The following is a 19,143-nucleotide window of genomic DNA, read 5'->3' on the forward strand; positions in this document are numbered from 1 at the left end:
TCGACCGACTGTCTGTCGGTTTTATAATTATCATAATAGCACATCTGTTTCTTAAAGAAAAGACTCTTTTAAAATAAAACAACGGCTCATTTAAGTAATAAGGCTTTATCGGTATTTCTTCATCTTGAAAACAAAAAAACAATCTTATCAGAGACGTTCTCATCAAAGATTGTTTCATTTATTTACTTTTGGACAAACTAATGTTAGTTTAAAATAAAGTTTGATCAAAATACGTAGGTTTGATTTTTGTATGGGTTTAGAATTTATAAAAAAGATTGATTAAAATTTATCCCTTCTAAAGCTACCTATTAATTAGTAACGAAATTTAGATTATAAATACTTCTTAAATTACGTTTCATATCCCGAATATTTTTTTCTGTTCTTGTGAAGTCAACTTTAATTGTTCTTCTAATATCTCACGTGCATTATCTATGTATATTTTTGCATCTTGAGAAGTAGATTTCTTAAAATACTCTAGAGCCGGTTCTGCATATTTTTTTGCATGATAGGCTTTGCGTTGAGAGTCAGATATACATTTTTCTAATATCTCCATACTTTGTTGTGATTGCTTTATCACAGCTACATTAGTGAAATCTTTCCCTATATTTGCTTTAAATAAGATTGTTGCATAAACATTTTGTATAGAAAAAATTGGGTTACTACTTTTACTGATTTCTTTATCCATATATTTAAATGCAGATTCAAAATCACCTTTTAAACTAGCATACAGAGCTGCGTGTTGATGAGTATTGAATTGGCAACACTTTTCTGTACAAAAATTATAAGGTCTTTATTTTAAACGGTACGACTTTATTTCAAATCAACAACTAATCAATTATCAAAAATCTATCTACTCAACTGTTACACTTTTAGCTAGATTTCTTGGTTTATCTACATCTAAACCACGTTGTAAACTAGCATAATACGCAATTAACTGCAAAGGAACGACACTAACAAGTGGTGTTAGTAGTTCATGAATAGTAGGAAGAACGATTTGATCCTGTGCTCTGTCTAGTCCATCCATTGAGATGACCACAGTGTTTGCGCCACGGCTTTCAACTTCTTTTAAGTTACCGCGTGTATGATTAGCAGTCATTTTGTTCGTGATAATTGCTAAAACTGGTGTCCCTTCTTCAATTAAAGCGATGGTACCATGTTTTAGTTCACCAGCTGCAAAACCTTCTGTTTGGATATAAGAAATTTCTTTTAATTTTAACGCTCCTTCTAAAGATACAGCGTAGTCTAAGCCACGTCCAATGTAGAATGCGTTACGTGTTTTTTCTAAGTAATCTTGACTAATTGCAGCAATTTGTTCTTTTTCTGCTACTAATGTATCCATCGCTGCTGCGACTAAACCTAATTCGTGTGCCACATCTAATTCACTAGCCTGATTAATTTGTTTTTTAACCCCAATTGCTTTCGCTAAAAATAGCATGACAGCAATTTGAGATGTATAAGCTTTTGTTGAAGCAACAGCTATTTCAGGCCCAGCATGTAATAATAAGGTATCATCGGCTTCACGTGATAACGTTGAGCCTTTAACATTCGTAATTGTTAACGATGGCAACCCTAATTCATTCACTTTTACTAAGACTTGACGACTATCAGCTGTTTCACCACTTTGACTGATAAAAATGAAATATGGTTTTTCTGATAATAATGGCATATCATAACCAACTTCACTCGCTAAATGAACCTCAACTGGAATTTGCGCTAATTTTTCAAGCATTTTAGCCCCAACTAGACCAGCATGCCAGCTCGTTCCGCAGGCTACGATATAAATACGATCGCTATCAGAAATACGATTAATTAATTCAGAATTGATTACAATATTTCCAGCTTCGTCTACATAATTTTCAACTAATTTACGCATAACAGATGGTTGCTCATCAATTTCTTTTAACATATAGTGTGGATATAGGCCTTTTTCAGTGTCATTTGCATCAATTTCAGCAATATAATAATCGCGAGTTTTAACCTCTAACTCTTTACTATAAATTGTCATTGAATCTTTGGTTAAAACAATCCGTTCGCCATCCATAATTTCCACAAATTTATCTGTTTCATTTATCATTGCCATCGCATCACTACCAACTAAATTATAACCATCCGCTAAACCAACTAGTAATGGGCTTTTATTTTTCGCTAAAAATAGTGTATCGCGGTCTTCTAAGTCAATCAAGGCAAATGCATACGAACCTTCGACAACTTTTAGCATACTATTAAACGCATCAAAAGCTGATTGTCCTTGGCGTGCAAAATAATCAACAACTTCAACAATCACTTCACTATCTGTATCACCGACTAAAACGATATCTGATAAGTAATCCATTTTTAATTGCTCAAAATTTTCAATTACACCGTTATGTACTAAACCAAAACGACCACTTTTTGAGACATGTGGGTGCGCATTATTTTCACTTGGTGCACCATGTGTCGCCCAACGTGTGTGCCCAATACCAGTTCCATTACTAGCTTTATTAGCCACTAAGGCTTCTAATTCAGCGACACGACCTGGTGTTTTGACAACATAAGCCTCATTAGTATTAGCTACCATAATTCCCGCTGAATCATAACCACGGTATTCTAATTTATGTAAACCATTTAATAAGATTTCTTTTGCTTGATTACTTCCAACTACTCCGACAATTCCACACATTTTACTTTCCAACTTTCCTAAGTTCTCAAATTAAGTTGTTTCTATCTGCTCGAGTCACTGTTCTGTTATAGTGTCACCACTAACTTTTTACCATGCTCTTTAAGAGTGCAGACCCTTAGGACCACCCGCCGAATACTCGATAAGCCCTATCCTCGTCACCTGTACTAAAACAGGTCTGGCGCTATCCATTATTGGTATATATCTATCCCCCTATAAAATAATTCAATAGAAACAAGAATATAGTACTATTTTACCTAAATAATGTCAATCATTTTATCAAATACCTTAATTAACGTCTGATTGGTATAGTTATAAAAATAAAAAGAAGGAAAGTGTAAGCTATGTCTCGCCTACACTTTCCTTCTTTTTCAACTTTTTTATCTATAGACCAATTTCTTCGACAACAACTGCTGCAATCTTATCAACATAATAATTAACTTTTTCAACCGTTGGTGCTTCAGCCATTACACGTAATAAAGGTTCAGTCCCTGAAGGTCTTACTAAGATACGACCATCACCATCCATCTCAGCTTCTGCTTCTTCAATAACAGCCTTAATCGCTGGAACATCCATTGCACCATATTTATTGGATACTTTGATGTTAACTAACTTTTGAGGATACTCATCCACATCACTAGCTAATTCAGATAATGTTTTTCCAGTTTTCTTCATGACGTTCATCAACTGAATACCAGATAATAATCCATCACCAGTTGTATTGTAATCTAAGAAAATGATGTGACCCGATTGTTCGCCACCTAGATTATAACCAGATTTTTTCATTTCCTCAACAACATAACGGTCACCAACTTTAGTTGCTAATGTTTTCATACCAGCCACTTCAACTGCTTTGTGGAAACCTAAGTTACTCATGACAGTTGCAACAATTGTGTTATCGTTTAATTGATTGTGTTCTGATAAATATTTACCGCAAATATATAAGATTTTATCACCATCAACGATATTACCTTTTTCATCAATGGCAATTACACGGTCGCCATCGCCATCAAAAGCTAAACCTAATGATGCCCCTTTTTCAACGACAAATTCAGCTAATTTTTCAGGATGTGTTGAGCCAACACCGTCGTTAATATTTAAGCCATCTGGTTTAACACCCATCGTACTAAATTCAGCGTCTAAATCAGCGAATAGTAAGTTAACGATTGGTGTTGTTGCGCCATTAGCACCATCTAGACAAACATATAAATCAGATAAATCACCATCAATCGTTCCTTTTAAGAATTCGACATATTTTTGTAAGCCTTCAGGATATTCATTAACCGTTCCTAATCCTTTAGCTGATGGACGTGGTAAGGTATCCGTTTCTGCATCTAATAATGCTTCAATTTCTGCCTCTTCAGCGTCTTCTAATTTAAAGCCATCTGGACCAAAAAACTTAATCCCATTGTCTTCAGCAGGATTATGTGAAGCAGAAATCATTACACCAGCTGCCGCTTTTTGTGTACGTGTTAAGTAAGCAACACCGGGTGTCGAGATAACACCTAATTGTAAAACTTCAATACCAACAGATGTTAAACCAGCAATTAACGCTTGTTCTAACATTTGACCAGAAATACGTGTGTCGCGTCCAACTAAGACTTGAGGCTTTTTGTCTACATCAGTATTATGCTGACAAAGGACATATCCTCCACAACGGCCAACTTTAAATGCTAATTCTGGTGTTAGCTCCTGATTAGCAATTCCTCTAACTCCATCTGTTCCAAAATATTTACCCATAATTTATCTGTCTCCTAACTTCTTATTAAACACTAATTGATTTTATCAGTCGATTTACTCTGACTTTTTTTCTCTGACTCTTCAGACTTACTACTCTTATCAGAATCAGATTTATTTGGTGTGACTGTCACAAAAACCGTCTCAGGACTAACTTTAACATTTTTTGGTACAACCACCACATACGAGCCACTCAACGTTTCACGAATATTACTTGTATCAATTTTCAAATCAATCCCGCTAATCTCATCAATTATCGATTTTGGTCCTTCAATCTCAACCTCATTATCCTTAATCGAAAATGTATAATCTTTAATGCCTTGAGGAATCGTTCCAGACTGAACTGGATTAACTTTAACTTTTTTACGTGGGGCCGTCACAACAACATTTACTTTAACTTCATCCGGTTTAATTTGAACATCTAGTGTTTCGCCTTTTTTATTGATTGCATAAAGTTTCACTGTTTCAGAAAAGTCACTAGAGATATTTTCTTTGTCACTCACACCAGCAATCACTCGGTCAACCTGACTGAGTGTCCCGTCTCCAGCTGATAATTCCACAATTGGTGGATCAGTAGTTGCTTCTTCTAATTCGTAGCCTGTTGCAAAAATATTACTATCAATTGCTGGCTCCACTTGGAACGTATTTTGTTTCCGTTTTTCAATGGTGACATGAATTTTGGCTGGTTGCACACTCGCTTTAACGGAAGCTGGTTTACCAACTACTTCTAAAGGCACTTCATAAGTTCCTTCTTTATAGTTGGTCAAGTCCATCACAACAGAAAAAGTTCTCGTCTCAGAATTCGATTCTTTATCCAGTAAAATTTTATTCGCACTTGTCAATTTTACACTAACTGCTTTCTTATAACCAGAAATAAAATATTTATCTTGATTATAAGTGACATTAACTGGCACATTGATGGCTGTTGCTTCTAAATCATTTAGACCAACCGTCGGCTCTCCTCCTTGGTTAGAGGTATTTGCATTAAAATATAACAGGATTGCAAAAAATAAAGAAAGAATTTTTAATAGCCATGGTAGGCGTTCTTTAGATTTCATCATTTTTTACCTCCTTTTGAAATAGAAAAACTTTCAAAAAATTGGTATAAACTCGATTTTTTCATTTCTTTATCATCACTAATTAATTCTTCACGCAAAATTTTTAAATACTGTTCACGTGTCAAATGCGGCTTGAAGTGATTACGATACGTTAAACTAACGTCACCGGTTTCTTCGGAAACAACAATCGTTAAAGCATCTGTTACCTCGCTCAAACCAATTGCTGCCCGATGCCTAGTCCCAAATTCTTTAGGAATACGCATACTATCTGATAACGGTAAATAAGAACAAGCAGAAGCGACTTTATCCCCTTGAATGATTACAGCTCCATCATGTAATGGTGTATTAGGAATGAAAATATTGATTAATAATTGATTGGAAATATCTGAATCTAAAGGAATACCAGTATCAATGTATTCATTTAAGCTACTATCCTGTTCAATCGAAATTAACGCACCAATTTTACGTTTCGACATGTACTGAATAGCTTCATCTAAATCATCAATTAATTTATCTTTATAATCAGTTTCTTTAACAGAAGGTCGGAGTAGCGCACCTCGTCCCAGATGTTCTAGCCCACGACGGACTTCTGGCTGAAAAATAACGATTGCTGCAATTGCTCCATATGTGATGACTTGACTCATTAACCAAGAAACAGTATTAAGACCAATCCAACCACTAATAATCCGGATAACAATAATAATGGCAATCCCTTTAAATACTTGAATAGCTTTTGTTCCATTCAATAATTGTAATAATTTATAGATAAAGTACCACACAACCACAATATCTAATAAATGAACTAGGGTTTTCCATGACAACAGATTATCTAACAGACTTTGCCAACTCATTGATTTTACTATATCTAATAATTGAATCATTTTATCCCCCTTCCTTAGCTATTTGATTTTTATGCGGTCTAACTTATTTGTTAAAAAAGACAAAGTTCAGCTATCTTCACAAGGAAAACAGTGTCTTTGTCTCAATTATTAATTTTTAGCACGTTTAAGGTAAGTACCTTCTGATGTATTAATTTCTAGTTTTTCGCCAACTTCAATAAAGTCAGGTACATTGACCACTAAACCAGTTTCCATTGTTGCTGGTTTACCAGAACCAGTCACAGTTGCTCCTTTAATTGACGGTTGTGTTTCAACAACTTCAAGCACAACAGAAGTCGGCAAACTAACACCAACTACTTCGTCACCGTAGAATTGAATTTTTACTTCCATGTTATCAAGTAAATATTTTAATTCTTCTTCAATCACTGCAACAGGAATTTCATATTGTTCATAAGTTGATAAATCCATAAAGACTGCAACATCTTCTTGTGTATACAAGTATTGAACAGACTTACTGTCAATATGCGCTTTTTTCACTTTTTCATCTGGGCGCATTGTTGTATCAGTTGTTGAACCAGAACGAACATCTCTCAGTTTCAAACGCATAACAGTATTACCTTTTCCAGGTTTGTGGTGGCTAGATTCAATTACTTTAATTAATTTACCATCTTTCTCAAACGTCATTCCTGCTCTTAAATCTGCTGCTGATATCATATTAAAATCTTCCTTTCATTGAAATACTTTATAATTGTACCATAAAACTAGGCTTTTTGACTGAAATATCGAAAAAATTTACGAATCTATTACCAATTTTACTCCATTTACGTCACCTTTTTAAGACTTTCTTAAAGAACACACAAAAAAAATGAGAGGGGTGTCTCTCATCTTTTTTAGTTGCTATTTTTAATTTTAATTGGTGTTTTTTTAATATTGTTCTAAATATTGTTCACGTTCCCATTCAGAGACTTGTTCTCTAAATGCTGACCACTCCATTTGTTTTGCTGCCACAAAGTTACGATAAATATGATTTCCTAAAGCTTCTTGGACCACTTCATCTTCGCGTAATGCTTTAACAGCATTGTGTAATGTTGATGGTAAGTCAGTAATGTGAGCTTCACGTCGTTCTTCTTCTGTCATGACATAGATATTACGGTTAACTTCAGCTGGTGGTGTTAATTTTCTCTCAACGCCATCTAAACCAGCTCGTAATAATGTTGCCATTGCAAGATAAGGATTAGCTGTTGGGTCAACAGAACGTAATTCTAAACGTGTTGACATGCCTCGTGAACTTGGAACACGAACTAATGGTGAACGATTTTTACCGCTCCAAGCCACATAAACAGGTGCTTCATAACCAGGAACTAACCGCTTATATGAGTTAACGATTGGGTTACAAATTGCTGTATATCCACGTGCGTGTTCTAATAAGCCAGCTAAGAAATGATAAGCCGTTTGACTTAATCCATCCTGACCATTCTCATCGTAGAACGCATTACCATCTTGATTGAATAGGGACATATTAATATGCATGCCTGAACCAGCAATTCCGTGTAATGGTTTTGGCATAAATGTCGCGTGTAGACCATGTTTACGAGCAATTGTTCGGACAACTAATTCAAAGGTTTGAATTTTATCACATGCTTCAACAGCATCAGCATATTTAAAATCGATTTCGTGTTGACCTGGCGCACATTCATGGTGAGAAGCTTCAACTTCAAATCCTAAACTTTCTAACTCAAGTACAATGTCACGACGACAATTTTCACCTAAATCGATTGGGGCATAGTCAAAATAACCACCATTGTCATTTAATTGATTAGTTGGGCGATTGTTTTCATCCATTTTAAATAAAAAGAATTCTGGCTCAGGTCCAATGTTAAATTCAGTAAAGCCCATTGCCTTCATATCTCTGATAATACGTTTTAAATTACCACGTGGGTCACCTTCAAACGGTGTACCATCTGGTTTGTACACGTCACAAATCAGACGAGCTACCTTGCCTTTTTCGCTTTCCCAAGGGAAGACCATCCAAGTAGAAAAGTCTGGATATAAATACATGTCGCTTTCTTCAATTCGAACGAACCCTTCGATTGACGACCCATCAAACATCATCTTGTTATCTAATACTTTTTCAATCTGACTGATTGGCACTTCCACATTTTTAATCCGTCCTAAAATGTCGGTAAACATTAATCGTAAAAATCGAACATTCTCTTGTTTAGATGCCTCAATAATTTGTTCTTTTGTCGTATACTTGCTCATGTACGTGTCCCATCTTTCCATTATAGATTTAAAATTTTTTCTGTTGGTTTAACCCACTTTCACGCAATAAATCATTATACAGAGCAATTCGAATCTTTTCTTCAGACACTGCTTCCTGTTTTTTCTTAACAGCATCTAGCTCTTGATTGATTTCTTTCAACGTAAAACCAGACTCAATCATCTCTTTGATTTCCAGTAATTGGTCAATGTCCTTTAAAGAAAATAGACGATTGTTTCCCGCATTGCGCTCTGGTTTGATTAATCCTTGTGCTTCATAATAACGAATTTGCCGAGCCGTTAATTCGGTTAACGTCATCACCGAACCCATTGGGAAGACAGCCATTGTCCGCCTAAATTCTTTATTAACCATCTATACCACTTCTTTCGTATCAAAGGTTATACAGATAATAACAATCATCAAAAAAAAGTCAACAACTCATGTCAGATAATCTAACATGAGTTGCAACTTTTTTTGATTACTGTTGATAAAACTGCTCATTTAGCCATTTCGAGCCACTTTTAGCGTACCCATTAACAAGATAAGTACCAGTTTCTTCTTGATATTCCCAATGGTCAACAATTGTCTTCAAAGTCATTTCATTTAACAAATAAGCCTTATCCTCACTTAATTCAGCTTGATAAGGTACTAAGACCAATTTCATTTCTTTAATAATTGCCGTTTTCAACTCATCGGCATCTGCGGGGTTCAAAGCCGAAATTAAACAACTTGGAAAAAGTGTCGGAACAAAACTATCTTGGTCACACAAATCGGCTTTATTATACACTGTCAAAACAGGTATTTCTTCCATATCTAACTGTTTCAATAAGTGTAATACCGTCTGTTCTTGTTGCAAACGGTCGGTCGAACTAGCATCGACAACATGAAGCAATAAATCCATTCCACGACTTTCTTCAAGTGTTGATTGAAAAGCTTCAATTAACTGTGTTGGTAAGTCTTGAATAAAGCCAACAGTATCTGTTAACGTCATTTGCATGCCACTTGGTAGCGTCCATTTTTTAGTCAACGGATCAAGTGTCGCAAACAATTGGTTCATGGAATACGTATTTGCTTCTGTAATCAGATTCATAATTGTTGACTTACCTGCATTAGTATAACCAATTAAGCCAATTTGAAAGACTTCTGATTCTTGTCGTTTCTGACGAATACGACCACGATGGGCAGCAATTTCTTTTAGTTCATGTTTAATTTGTGTCATTTTACTTCGAATATGTCGACGGTCAGTTTCTAATTTTGTTTCACCTGGACCTCTAGTCCCAATACCACCACCTAAACGAGACATTGCGATTCCTTGACCGGTTAATCGTGGCAAAAGGTAATTTAACTGTGCTAACTCAACTTGTAATTGCCCCTCTTTGGAGCGTGCACGCAAAGCAAAAATATCTAAAATTAATTGAACACGGTCGATTACTTTAACTTGAACGGCTGCTTCTATTTGTGAAGCTTGTCTTGCAGTTAACTCATGATTAAAAATGACAATATCGGCTTCACGCGCAAGTACTAACTGATTCAATTCTTCTAGCTTGCCTTTACCAACAATTGTTTTATTACTGACAGATGGTAATTTTTGGGTTAATTCACCAACTACTTCACCTTGTGCTGTCTCTGTTAAATTAACTAATTCTTTCATTGATTCGGTAAACACTTGGTAATTATCTTGTGTTTCAACACCGACTACTATTACTCGTTCGATAAGCTATCACTCTCTTTCGTTGTCTACAACCCAAGTTGCGACATCTTTTTTAATCTCATCTTGTTGCTCTGGATGTTGAATGATGTCCCACCATTCGACAGGCATGCGGTTTCTAAACCATGTTAATTGGCGCTTAGCATACTTTCTTGAATGCTGTTTCACTAAGTCGACTGCATCATTAAGTATCATTTCACCAGTGAAATAAGGGAAAAACTCTTTGTACCCAATTCCTTGTTTAGCTTGGACATCACCTAACTGATAGACATATTCTGCTTCTGCTAATAGTCCATTGCCCATCATCTCATCCACACGTAAATTAATCCGGTCATATAAAACAGAACGATCACTTGTTAAACCAATAATTTTACAGTCATATTGACTCTGTGATAAATCAGTCAAATCAAGTTGTTGTTGAGCGGTAATACTAACACCAGTTATGTCAAAAACTTCTAACGCTCGAATCACACGCTTTTGATTATTAGGATGAATAACTGCTGCAGCCGAAGGATCCATCTCTTGCAAAGTTAACCAAAGTCTTTCTGCCCCGTGTGTAGCAGCGAAACTTTCCCACTTTTTACGACACTCTTTTTCAAATGACGTTAAGTCTTTTTTCCCTAAGTTAAAATCAAATAATAGTGATTGAATATACATTCCAGTCCCACCAACAATGATTGGCAATTTACCACGGCGACTTATTTCATCAATTTTTTGTTCCGCCATACATTTAAAATCATGTGCGGTGTATGACGCATCTGGCTCAATAATATCAATCAAAAAATGTGGAATACCTTGCATTTCTTCTTCAGTCACTTTCGCTGTCCCAATATTTAACTGTCGATAGACTTGTAGGGAGTCACCACTAATTATTTCTCCGTCAAATTTTTGAGCCAATTGAATACTAAGTGCAGTCTTACCCACACCAGTTGGTCCGACAATGACTAATACTTGTTGTTTTTCGTTCATTTAATTTCCTCGTTCTCTTAATTTAAGTGCTCTCTCTGGAAAATCCGTGTGACAGCCCGCTAATTGCAATTTAAAACAGGTTAACAATTCAGCCTCACTATTAACAGTCCAAGGACGTACCGACTTTGGTGACTGTTTAGCTAAATCCAGATGAGCTTCAACCCATGCCATCGATGGGTGAAATCCTTCATATTTTGACTCACTTAATGCTAAATTAATTTTAGCTTGAGATTGCCCCATAATCAATGCTTTCGGGTAGGATTGGTTATTTTCTGATAAACGGTCTATCGTTTCAGAATTAAAGCTTGATAACATAATCGCTCCCTTTTCAAAACGATTAGCAATTGTTTCTAAAACGAAGTCTTCAATTCCATAATACGCAAATTTATCTGTTTTTAATTCAATATTTAATAAACCTGTGTACTCCAAATCTTCTAATAACGTTAACACCTCAACCAATGTTGGTACACGTTCACCGGTAAAACACTTTGAAAACCATGCACCGGCATCTAACTCTTTTAATTCTGCTAATGTCAATTCTTTAATCAGACCCGACCCATTTGTCGTACGGTTGACCTCTTCATCATGCATCACAATCAAATGATTATCCTTTGTCAATTGAACATCCAACTCAATTCCATCACTTTGAACGATACACGCTTCTTTGAAGGCTGAGAGTGTATTTTCTGGATGTGTCCCTTTACTTCCACGGTGTGCAATAATTTTTGTCATGACGAAATCCCCCTCTTTAATTTTACCATTTAATCCAAAAAATAAATGGAAAACACTCCAAAATATGTCCATTTTATGTTAAACTTACTGTATAGTCTTAGTTATTACTTTGAAAGGATGATGAGTGTCCATGAAAAAATTTACAACAGGTTACTTAGTAGGAACAGCTGTAACATTAGCAGCATTAACTAGTTTAGCTTACGGTTTAAAGAAAATTGTAATTGAACCAGTTGAAGAAAAAGAAGCAATGATTGACGATAGTCGCAAAAAAGCGATGCGTAAAAGTCGCGCACGATAAAAATAAAAAGAAAAACTACTTCAAGCGAAGTAGTTTTTTTATTTTTTCTTGGTTTTCCCAGTCCAGTTACTGTAGCCACCTTTTAATACGTAAATATCTGTATAGCCTTCTTTTTTCAATAAGCTAGCCATATTAATTGAGAATACTTTTTTATTGTCATAAAGATAGACAGGTGAATCTTTACGAATAGCCGTTAGATACTCTTTATGTGCTCGAGCAATAGTATAAGGTACACTACGAGCCCCTAAAATATGCCCACGATTAAATTCTTCTTTTTCACGAACATCAATCAACTGTCCCTTACGCATATTCTCTTGCAATTCTTCTTGCGTAATATACTTAGCAGAAGCTTTCAATTTTAAATAAAAATATAATTGATACAATCCAATCCCGATTAGTGTGATGATAATGATTGCATTAAGTGTGTAAATAAAGCCCATAATACTTAAAAACCTCTTTCATAAAATTTTTATTTGAAAATCAATGCTAGTGAAGCAGCACCGATAACTCCTGCTTCATTACCTAATTGAGCAAGTTTTATTTGTGTCGACTCTGTCACTTGAGGGTATGAAAACTCATTAAAATAGGCTTGAACCCGTTCTAATAAAAACTCACCCGCAGCAGAAACACCGCCACCAATCACAATATCACTTGGATTTAAAATGTTTCCTAAATGACCACATGCTAGACCTAAATAGTAACATACTTTATCAACAACGGATAGAGCAAAATGATCGTTTGCAACCGCTAAATCAAAAACATCTTTACTCGAAACTTCTTGGCCATCATCAATCATAAATTTCAATTTAGAATCGCCTGCATACTCTTCAGACATTGTTCGTGCTAAACGTACTACACCTGTCGCGCTAGCAACCGTTTCTAAACAACCTTTTCGTCCACACGTACATTGAAAACCATCTTTAGGTTCAACTACCATGTGCCCAATTTCTCCACCAGCACCTGTTACCCCGTGTACTAACGACCCATTGGTAATAATCCCACCACCAACGCCAGTTCCTAGCGTAATAAAAGAGACATCGGCCGAATTTTCACCAGCACCACGCCATTGCTCACCAAGTGCTGCAACGTTTGCATCATTATCTAACGTAAAAGGAATATTTAATGCTTCTTCTATTGGTGCTTTGACTTGTTGTAATTCTCGCCAATTTAAATTATAGGCTCCAATAACCGTTCCTAATTCACGATCAACCGTTCCAGGTGTTCCCATTCCAATACCGATAAATTCATCTGAAGTCATGTTGTATAAATTCAGACGATGTTTAATAGATGCAATGATATCTGGTACAATGTGTGATCCTTGATCGTTAATATTTGTTGGTATACTCCAGCGCTGTTGGATTTCGCCATCTGCTGTTAAAATAGCAAATTTTGCTGTTGTTCCACCTAAATCAATACCGATTAATTTTTTATCCATTACGATTCCTCCTGATACAGAATTTCACGATAGTGTTCCTCCTTGAGTACTGCCATCGCTAAAAGATACGTTTGGCGCTCAATGACCGTTGCTTGATATAAATGTTTGAGTTCAATCATCATGAGTTCAATATCCCACAAGCGATTACCTACATAAACAAAAATACCAAAGCGTTTTAATAATTGTTGCACATCATATAACGTTTTCATCGAAACACTTCCTACACTATTATAACGGTAACCCCTTTAAAATCATAGAGTGTTTTTAGTCTTTCTAGTAAGTTACCGTTACCAATATTTCATTTTTGAACCATTTACTTAAATTTAAACCCATAAAATAAGCAGAATACCGTCACAAAAACAAAGATGATTCCTGCTAAAATGCGAATATGTGGGTTCATTTTTTCTTGATAATGACGTATATTTTTCGGTACACCTACAATCACCATCAACAAGACACCGCCAATTACACCGCCAATATGACCTAAAATATCAACTCCAGAACTAAAAACGTTCATCCCCAAATTCAATACGATAAGTAATAACATATTACGACTCACCTGACGAATAATTGGTTGGTTTGGAAAAAGTCTTCCTAAAACAATAAAGGCTGCAAATAATCCAAAAAGCGATGTGCTAGCTCCAGCAGAAATTGACAATGGACTACTAAAAGCAAAACTGACTAAATTACCCATAATACCACTTAATAAATACAAAATAAAAAAGCGTGTATGACCAATTAACGGTTCCAATAAGCGTCCGGCCAAAAATAAAGTCAAAGAGTTCACCGCTAAATGTACTAAGCCAATATGAATAAAAATCGGTGTAACGAAACGCCAAAACTCATGATTATAAATGACATCACCCGCAACCATGGCACCAAACTGTTGTAAAATAGCGCCATTCTCTGAACCAGAAAAAATCCCTTGCCTAATTCCTTGAAATTCCATTAATAAAAAGACAATAATTTGAATGCTTAAAAACAGATACGTGATATATGGTCCATCTTTAATTTTATCCCACTGCGTTTGTCGTTGATACATTGTATCATCCTTTCTGATACTGATAAATTTTTTGAACTGCTCGATCATATTTTTCTGGCTCCCAATCATTACTCAGCTGAAGATCAAAAACTAAACTACAAGTTGACTGTTGATAACCATCTAAATAGCGATCATAAAAGCCACCACCATAACCAATTCGGTAACCAGCATCTGAAAAAACCACTCCAGGTACAATAATTAAATCTAAATCATTTTGGGCAATTGTTATTGGATTATTTGGTTCTAGAACTCCAAACGAAGATTCTACTAAGCTATCACCAAGCCGATAAGGATGGAACGTCATTAATCCCTTACCAACAACTTTCGGTAGGTAAATTTGTTTCCCCATTGACAGAGCTTGCTTAATCAATGGATAAGTATCAAATTCATGTGACATTGGCAAAGTCATTGCGATAGTCGTTGCTGATTGCCAGGTAGCACTAGTAACTAATTGAGATTGAATATTTTGTTCATACTCACTCTTCAGTTCTGGATTGTCAATTGCTAAACGCCTCATTGCTGCTAATGTTGTTTGTCTTAACACTTTTTTGGCATAATCCCATCCCCTTCTACATGAAAACTAAAGTGTGTTTATTATATCATGAATTACCACTCAAAAAATATTTTCACTAGACGAATACCGATTTTTTTAATTTTTCCTAATAGTTCATAAGGGGCATAATACGTTAAGACACAAATAAACACCGTAGAAATTAGATAATCTCCATGGCGTTTATTATTCTCTAAATATTATCGTGCTAAGTCTGTTAAATAATCAAAGAAAGCATCATGTGCAACATCGTGAACCAACTCAACCGGCCGACCAGTAGACTGACGAATCGTTCGACCTTGACTAATCCCAGTGGCAATGACACTAGATTGAACACACTCAGATTGAACTAAATCAGGTTGCCCAAATGCAATCGCCGTTAATACATCCCATAAAAAATAAGTTGAATTCGTTTGAAAATGGACTAATGGTGGGACAATTGCATAACATTGCCCTAAAAAATCAATTCCTTCATAACGTCGTTGACTAGCCCACATTTGACGAATATCATTTGTCAATGGAACTTTATTGGTGCTCTCTAATGCAACTAAACTAATTGGAATCTTACTGTTCCAAACAGTAGCGACCGCTTCAGGATCCCAAAAAGCATTCCATTCCGCCGTACCATCATGTTCTGGTTCCTCGACATTACCTTTATCTAAAAAGGTACCTCCCATCCAATATAGACGTCTGATTTTTGTTTGGATACTTGCATCTTCTAATAATGCCCGTGCTAAATCGGTTAATGGACCTACAAACACTAAATCGAGTGGTTCTTCATTAGCATGTAATGTTTCAATTAGATGACGATGTGCTGGTAAAGATGATAGTGGCGTATTAATTTCACCAGATTCATTGAGAATCGGTAAGGCATCAACAGTAAATGCATGCATCTGCCAATCTTTCGGAAATGGATTAACTGGACGCGAGTTAGATGCTGCTACTTCAATCTTATGTTGACTAGGGCCAAACTTATCAATAATTTTCCGGCTCGCAGACACTGCCGGTTCTAAATAACAATCTGCTGGAATTACTCCAACACCAGTTAATTCAACATTTTCCATTTTTAATAATAAAAATAGTGATACTAAGTCATCCACACCACCATCGTGATTTAAATATACCTTTCTGACCATCTTCTCATCTCCTTATTTTTTACTTGGAACAATCAAGTCACCAGCAATAATTTTATCTTTTGCTTGTTTTACTGCTTGAATCGTCTTGTCGTCCATATTACCATCAATTAATTCTAAACCATCATTTGACAGTCCGTATTCCAAATGTTCACCACCAGGAAACTCACCATCATTCGCTTTATTAGCAATATCTTTCAATGCGGATCCGACTCGTTTCACTGCAGAAGTCAACGTTAAATTATCTGCTTTTCCAGATTTATTTTTATAATTACCATCTTCTGTTTGATCTTTATCCGCACCAATTATCCAAACTTTTTTATCTGCACTTGATTCATTTAAAGCTTTTGCTTCCTGAAAGACACCAGCACCAGTTCCACCAGATGCGTGGTAGATAATATCCGCACCATCTTGATAAATACGTGCTGCTAACATTTTACCTTTTGCTGGATCAGCAAAAGATGCTGCATATTTTACATCCACTTTAACTGATTTATTCAATGCTTCTGCAGCATCTTGTACTCCTTTTTTAAAACCAACTTCAAAGCGGTCAATAATCGCACCTTCTTCTCCACCAATAAACCCAACGTGATTTGTTGTTGTCGTATATGCCGCTGCAATTCCGGCTAAGTAGGCCACTTCACCATCTCTAAATGTGGCTGAAACAACATTATTTTTACCTTCAATCACAGAATCAATAATCGCAAACTGCTGTCTAGGGTGTTGAGTTGCAACAGTTTCAATCGCATCACGAATTAAAAAGCCGACGCCAGCGATAGTATTGAATTCTGCTGTCAGAGCTTGATCAATGTTCGTGGTAAATTCTGAGGCATCATTTGATTGAATATAATCATAACCTGTCGTTCCTTTTTTAGCGCCCGTTTCTTTCCCCCAATCAACTAATCCTTCCCATGCTGATTGATTGAATGACTTATCATCAACACCATTGGCATCAGTCACCATGACAATTGATTTAACTTTCGTTTCATTTGCTTCAACTTGCTTTGCTTCTTTTGCTCCGCAAGCAGTTAGTAGCATAGCTGAACCCATTAAACTGATAGATGTGATAACTTTCGATAGTGATTTCATTAGTTTCTCCTTTTTAAAAACACGAACATTTTTATTTATTTTTATTTAAATTGTTAATTTATAATATGATTATATGTATAAAAAAGAATTATTACAAGTATTTTTTTATTTTTTACAAAAAATGACGAATAATAAAAAAAGCAGAAGATTATAATCTTCTGCTTAATTGACAATAGCCACCTTTTAAAAGGTGGCTATCTAACTAATTTTTTATTTATATTTAAAGTGTTCCAAAACTATTACTCGATTATAAATTTTTTCTCGTTCAAACAGTGCAAACCCAACCTCTTAAGCACCTTCTGTAGTTCCTTAACTACGCCAAAAAGAATAAACTTCTTAAAATAAACTTACATGTTGCGTATAAATATCATTAATATGTATTTATTATACCATACTATTACGTGATTACCTAATGACACTATTTTAACTAAATAAAGAAAAGGTCAATTAATTTCATTAATACAGGGAAAATAACAAGATAAGCAAGCAATGAATACGTTAAAGATGAATCCGTCACATCCACGTCAATATTCCGTTCACCAGTTAAAATAGCGACTGAATTAGAAACTGGTAAACTGGCTTGAATCAGGCAAACTGCTGCCATCATTGAGGAAACATTTAGTAATTTCGCAAATACTACAACAATGATTGGTGCTACAATAAAACGTCCAACTAGAATACCTAAAACTTCTTTTGTAAATTTCAACTTGCTGAGACCAATTTCATAAATTGACATACCAATAAAAAGCATAGCGAGTGGTGAGGTTGTTTCACCAATATAGTTAAAGAATGTTTGACCAATTGTAGGTAAGTGCCAACCCATAAAAACAAAAATACCCGCTATAATAAAGGCTATTACTGGGGCACTGAAAACTTCTTTGACCAACTTCATCACACTAAATGTTGTTTTAGTACCATTAATTCGGTCGCCGTCCTTATTTATCAATGTGACACCAACTGTCCATGTCGCAAGACTAGTCAAAATATAATAGAGTAACGCATAAGGCAAACCTCGGTCGCCATACAATCCTAATATAATTGGAAAACCGATAAAAGCAGCACTCGGTGAAGCAAAGCACAGAATAAAACCACCAGACGTTTGATTTCCTTTATTAAAAATTTTTGCTAAAAAGAAACCAGATAGAAACAATAAGATAATAACTAATAAAGGCAACAAAGCATCCTTAAAAACAGCAATGAGATCATTCTTGGTAAATTCACGTGTAATCCTTAAAAAAATTTCTGCAGGTAAAGAAAACGTAATAACAAAGAAAGACATCGCTGCGCTAATTTCTTTAGTAAATTTCTTCTTTCTAGCAATTAGATAGCCCATAGCGATAATTGCAAATAAAACAATAATCGTTGAGTAATTAGCAAGCATATAAAAGTCACTTCCTTTTCTGAACTTAAAACACATCTTGTTTAAAGGTTAAAATGTGTATAACAGCTTAAAAAAACAACACCTAAATAATTAAACAAAAATATTCAAACCACTAATAATCTGTTGTTTTCTCATAAAACTAATTGATAACACCTTCTTTCATAAACTATTTAATCTACTACAATTTTAACAATTAAATAGATGTTTGTCTAAAAAACGATAAGAAATATTTCAAATTATCAATTAGTATCGTAAT

General features: G+C 35.3%; 20 protein-coding genes. 1 reads left to right on the forward strand and 19 read right to left on the reverse strand.

Annotated features, from left to right (window positions below):
* Positions 1 to 355: 355 nt before the first annotated feature.
* The 11 genes from BW732_RS02265 to BW732_RS02315 form a co-directional block, all read right to left on the reverse strand.
* On the reverse strand, positions 356 to 685 hold the full coding sequence (locus BW732_RS02265) for a hypothetical protein (protein ID WP_077275268.1): 330 nt from the start codon (positions 683 to 685) through the stop codon (positions 356 to 358).
* A 165-nt stretch (positions 686 to 850) separates the two neighbouring features.
* Entirely contained in the window at positions 851 to 2,659 is a 1,809-nt protein-coding gene (gene glmS, locus BW732_RS02270) for a glutamine--fructose-6-phosphate transaminase (isomerizing) (RefSeq protein ID WP_077275269.1), read from the reverse strand.
* A gap of 381 nt (positions 2,660 to 3,040) precedes the next feature.
* Positions 3,041 to 4,396, reverse strand: a complete 1,356-nt coding sequence (gene glmM, locus BW732_RS02275) for a phosphoglucosamine mutase (protein ID WP_077275270.1) — start codon at positions 4,394 to 4,396, stop codon at positions 3,041 to 3,043.
* A 32-nt stretch (positions 4,397 to 4,428) separates the two neighbouring features.
* On the reverse strand, positions 4,429 to 5,454 hold the full coding sequence (locus BW732_RS02280; RefSeq protein WP_077275271.1) for a CdaR family protein: 1,026 nt from the start codon (positions 5,452 to 5,454) through the stop codon (positions 4,429 to 4,431).
* Positions 5,451 to 6,332: a diadenylate cyclase CdaA gene (gene cdaA / locus BW732_RS02285; RefSeq protein ID WP_077275272.1), complete on the reverse strand. Its 882-nt coding sequence runs from the start codon at positions 6,330 to 6,332 to the stop codon at positions 5,451 to 5,453. Before cdaA ends, BW732_RS02280 begins: the two co-directional genes overlap by 4 nt.
* A 108-nt stretch (positions 6,333 to 6,440) precedes the next feature.
* Positions 6,441 to 7,004, reverse strand: a complete 564-nt coding sequence (gene efp, locus BW732_RS02290) for an elongation factor P (protein ID WP_077275273.1) — start codon at positions 7,002 to 7,004, stop codon at positions 6,441 to 6,443.
* Between the two features lie 210 nt (positions 7,005 to 7,214).
* Entirely contained in the window at positions 7,215 to 8,552 is a 1,338-nt protein-coding gene (gene glnA, locus BW732_RS02295; RefSeq protein WP_077275274.1) for a type I glutamate--ammonia ligase, read from the reverse strand.
* A gap of 28 nt (positions 8,553 to 8,580) precedes the next feature.
* Positions 8,581 to 8,922, reverse strand: a complete 342-nt coding sequence (locus BW732_RS02300) for a MerR family transcriptional regulator (RefSeq protein ID WP_077275275.1) — start codon at positions 8,920 to 8,922, stop codon at positions 8,581 to 8,583.
* 106 nt (positions 8,923 to 9,028) lie between these two features.
* On the reverse strand, positions 9,029 to 10,201 hold the full coding sequence (gene hflX / locus BW732_RS02305; RefSeq protein ID WP_237301597.1) for a GTPase HflX: 1,173 nt from the start codon (positions 10,199 to 10,201) through the stop codon (positions 9,029 to 9,031).
* A gap of 69 nt (positions 10,202 to 10,270) precedes the next feature.
* A complete protein-coding gene (gene miaA, locus BW732_RS02310) occupies positions 10,271 to 11,227 on the reverse strand; it encodes a tRNA (adenosine(37)-N6)-dimethylallyltransferase MiaA (protein ID WP_077275277.1) in 957 nt (318 codons plus the stop codon).
* A complete protein-coding gene (locus tag BW732_RS02315; RefSeq protein ID WP_077275278.1) occupies positions 11,228 to 11,959 on the reverse strand; it encodes a glycerophosphodiester phosphodiesterase family protein in 732 nt (243 codons plus the stop codon). It lies immediately after the preceding gene.
* A 130-nt stretch (positions 11,960 to 12,089) separates the two neighbouring features.
* Between BW732_RS02315 and BW732_RS02320 the strand changes: the two genes are divergently transcribed.
* Positions 12,090 to 12,257 carry a DUF3042 family protein gene (locus BW732_RS02320; protein WP_077275279.1) on the forward strand — a complete coding sequence of 56 codons (168 nt, stop codon included), beginning with the start codon at positions 12,090 to 12,092 and terminating at the stop codon, positions 12,255 to 12,257.
* A 38-nt stretch (positions 12,258 to 12,295) separates the two neighbouring features.
* Here BW732_RS02320 and BW732_RS02325 read toward each other — a convergent pair whose 3' ends face one another.
* The 8 genes from BW732_RS02325 to BW732_RS02360 all read right to left on the reverse strand — a co-directional run bounded on the left by BW732_RS02325 (position 12,296) and on the right by BW732_RS02360 (position 18,887).
* Complete coding sequence (locus BW732_RS02325) at positions 12,296 to 12,697, reverse strand: rhodanese-like domain-containing protein (protein ID WP_077275280.1); 402 nt, start codon at positions 12,695 to 12,697, stop codon at positions 12,296 to 12,298.
* 29 nt (positions 12,698 to 12,726) lie between these two features.
* Positions 12,727 to 13,692 carry an ROK family glucokinase gene (locus tag BW732_RS02330; RefSeq protein WP_077275281.1) on the reverse strand — a complete coding sequence of 322 codons (966 nt, stop codon included), beginning with the start codon at positions 13,690 to 13,692 and terminating at the stop codon, positions 12,727 to 12,729.
* Complete coding sequence (locus tag BW732_RS02335; protein WP_077275282.1) at positions 13,692 to 13,901, reverse strand: YqgQ family protein; 210 nt, start codon at positions 13,899 to 13,901, stop codon at positions 13,692 to 13,694. The genes BW732_RS02330 and BW732_RS02335 overlap by 1 nt, the downstream gene beginning before the upstream one ends.
* A gap of 104 nt (positions 13,902 to 14,005) precedes the next feature.
* Complete coding sequence (locus BW732_RS02340) at positions 14,006 to 14,734, reverse strand: rhomboid family intramembrane serine protease (protein ID WP_077275283.1); 729 nt, start codon at positions 14,732 to 14,734, stop codon at positions 14,006 to 14,008.
* Between the two features lie 4 nt (positions 14,735 to 14,738).
* Complete coding sequence (locus BW732_RS02345) at positions 14,739 to 15,278, reverse strand: 5-formyltetrahydrofolate cyclo-ligase (protein ID WP_077275284.1); 540 nt, start codon at positions 15,276 to 15,278, stop codon at positions 14,739 to 14,741.
* A 206-nt stretch (positions 15,279 to 15,484) separates the two neighbouring features.
* Positions 15,485 to 16,420, reverse strand: a complete 936-nt coding sequence (locus tag BW732_RS02350; RefSeq protein WP_077275285.1) for a nucleoside hydrolase — start codon at positions 16,418 to 16,420, stop codon at positions 15,485 to 15,487.
* 12 nt (positions 16,421 to 16,432) lie between these two features.
* A complete protein-coding gene (locus BW732_RS02355; protein ID WP_077275286.1) occupies positions 16,433 to 17,506 on the reverse strand; it encodes a BMP family lipoprotein in 1,074 nt (357 codons plus the stop codon).
* Positions 17,507 to 17,933: 427 nt separating this feature from the next.
* Positions 17,934 to 18,887, reverse strand: a complete 954-nt coding sequence (locus tag BW732_RS02360) for an AEC family transporter (protein ID WP_161485498.1) — start codon at positions 18,885 to 18,887, stop codon at positions 17,934 to 17,936.
* Positions 18,888 to 19,143 lie beyond the last annotated feature (256 nt).

The sequence above is a fragment of the Vagococcus penaei genome, assembly GCF_001998885.1.
GTDB lineage: Bacteria > Bacillota > Bacilli > Lactobacillales > Vagococcaceae > Vagococcus > Vagococcus penaei.

Excerpts from the sequence above, each read along its gene's own strand:
- BW732_RS02350 (WP_077275285.1), bottom strand. The coding sequence starts at position 16,420 with ATGGTCAGAAAGGTATATTTAAATCACGATGGTGGTGTGGATGACTTA.
- BW732_RS02325 (WP_077275280.1), bottom strand. The coding sequence starts at position 12,697 with ATGGGCTTTATTTACACACTTAATGCAATCATTATCATCACACTAATC.
- cdaA (WP_077275272.1), bottom strand. The coding sequence starts at position 6,332 with ATGATTCAATTATTAGATATAGTAAAATCAATGAGTTGGCAAAGTCTG.
- BW732_RS02340 (WP_077275283.1), bottom strand. The coding sequence starts at position 14,734 with ATGTATCAACGACAAACGCAGTGGGATAAAATTAAAGATGGACCATAT.
- BW732_RS02335 (WP_077275282.1), bottom strand. The coding sequence starts at position 13,901 with ATGAAAACGTTATATGATGTGCAACAATTATTAAAACGCTTTGGTATT.
- BW732_RS02315 (WP_077275278.1), bottom strand. The coding sequence starts at position 11,959 with ATGACAAAAATTATTGCACACCGTGGAAGTAAAGGGACACATCCAGAA.
- BW732_RS02280 (WP_077275271.1), bottom strand. The coding sequence starts at position 5,454 with ATGATGAAATCTAAAGAACGCCTACCATGGCTATTAAAAATTCTTTCT.
- hflX (WP_237301597.1), bottom strand. The coding sequence starts at position 10,201 with ATGAAAGAATTAGTTAATTTAACAGAGACAGCACAAGGTGAAGTAGTT.
- BW732_RS02330 (WP_077275281.1), bottom strand. The coding sequence starts at position 13,692 with ATGGATAAAAAATTAATCGGTATTGATTTAGGTGGAACAACAGCAAAA.
- glmM (WP_077275270.1), bottom strand. The coding sequence starts at position 4,396 with ATGGGTAAATATTTTGGAACAGATGGAGTTAGAGGAATTGCTAATCAG.
- BW732_RS02320 (WP_077275279.1), top strand. The coding sequence starts at position 12,090 with ATGAAAAAATTTACAACAGGTTACTTAGTAGGAACAGCTGTAACATTA.
- glmS (WP_077275269.1), bottom strand. The coding sequence starts at position 2,659 with ATGTGTGGAATTGTCGGAGTAGTTGGAAGTAATCAAGCAAAAGAAATC.
- BW732_RS02265 (WP_077275268.1), bottom strand. The coding sequence starts at position 685 with ATGGATAAAGAAATCAGTAAAAGTAGTAACCCAATTTTTTCTATACAA.
- miaA (WP_077275277.1), bottom strand. The coding sequence starts at position 11,227 with ATGAACGAAAAACAACAAGTATTAGTCATTGTCGGACCAACTGGTGTG.
- efp (WP_077275273.1), bottom strand. The coding sequence starts at position 7,004 with ATGATATCAGCAGCAGATTTAAGAGCAGGAATGACGTTTGAGAAAGAT.
- BW732_RS02360 (WP_161485498.1), bottom strand. The coding sequence starts at position 18,887 with ATGCTTGCTAATTACTCAACGATTATTGTTTTATTTGCAATTATCGCT.
- glnA (WP_077275274.1), bottom strand. The coding sequence starts at position 8,552 with ATGAGCAAGTATACGACAAAAGAACAAATTATTGAGGCATCTAAACAA.
- BW732_RS02355 (WP_077275286.1), bottom strand. The coding sequence starts at position 17,506 with ATGAAATCACTATCGAAAGTTATCACATCTATCAGTTTAATGGGTTCA.
- BW732_RS02300 (WP_077275275.1), bottom strand. The coding sequence starts at position 8,922 with ATGGTTAATAAAGAATTTAGGCGGACAATGGCTGTCTTCCCAATGGGT.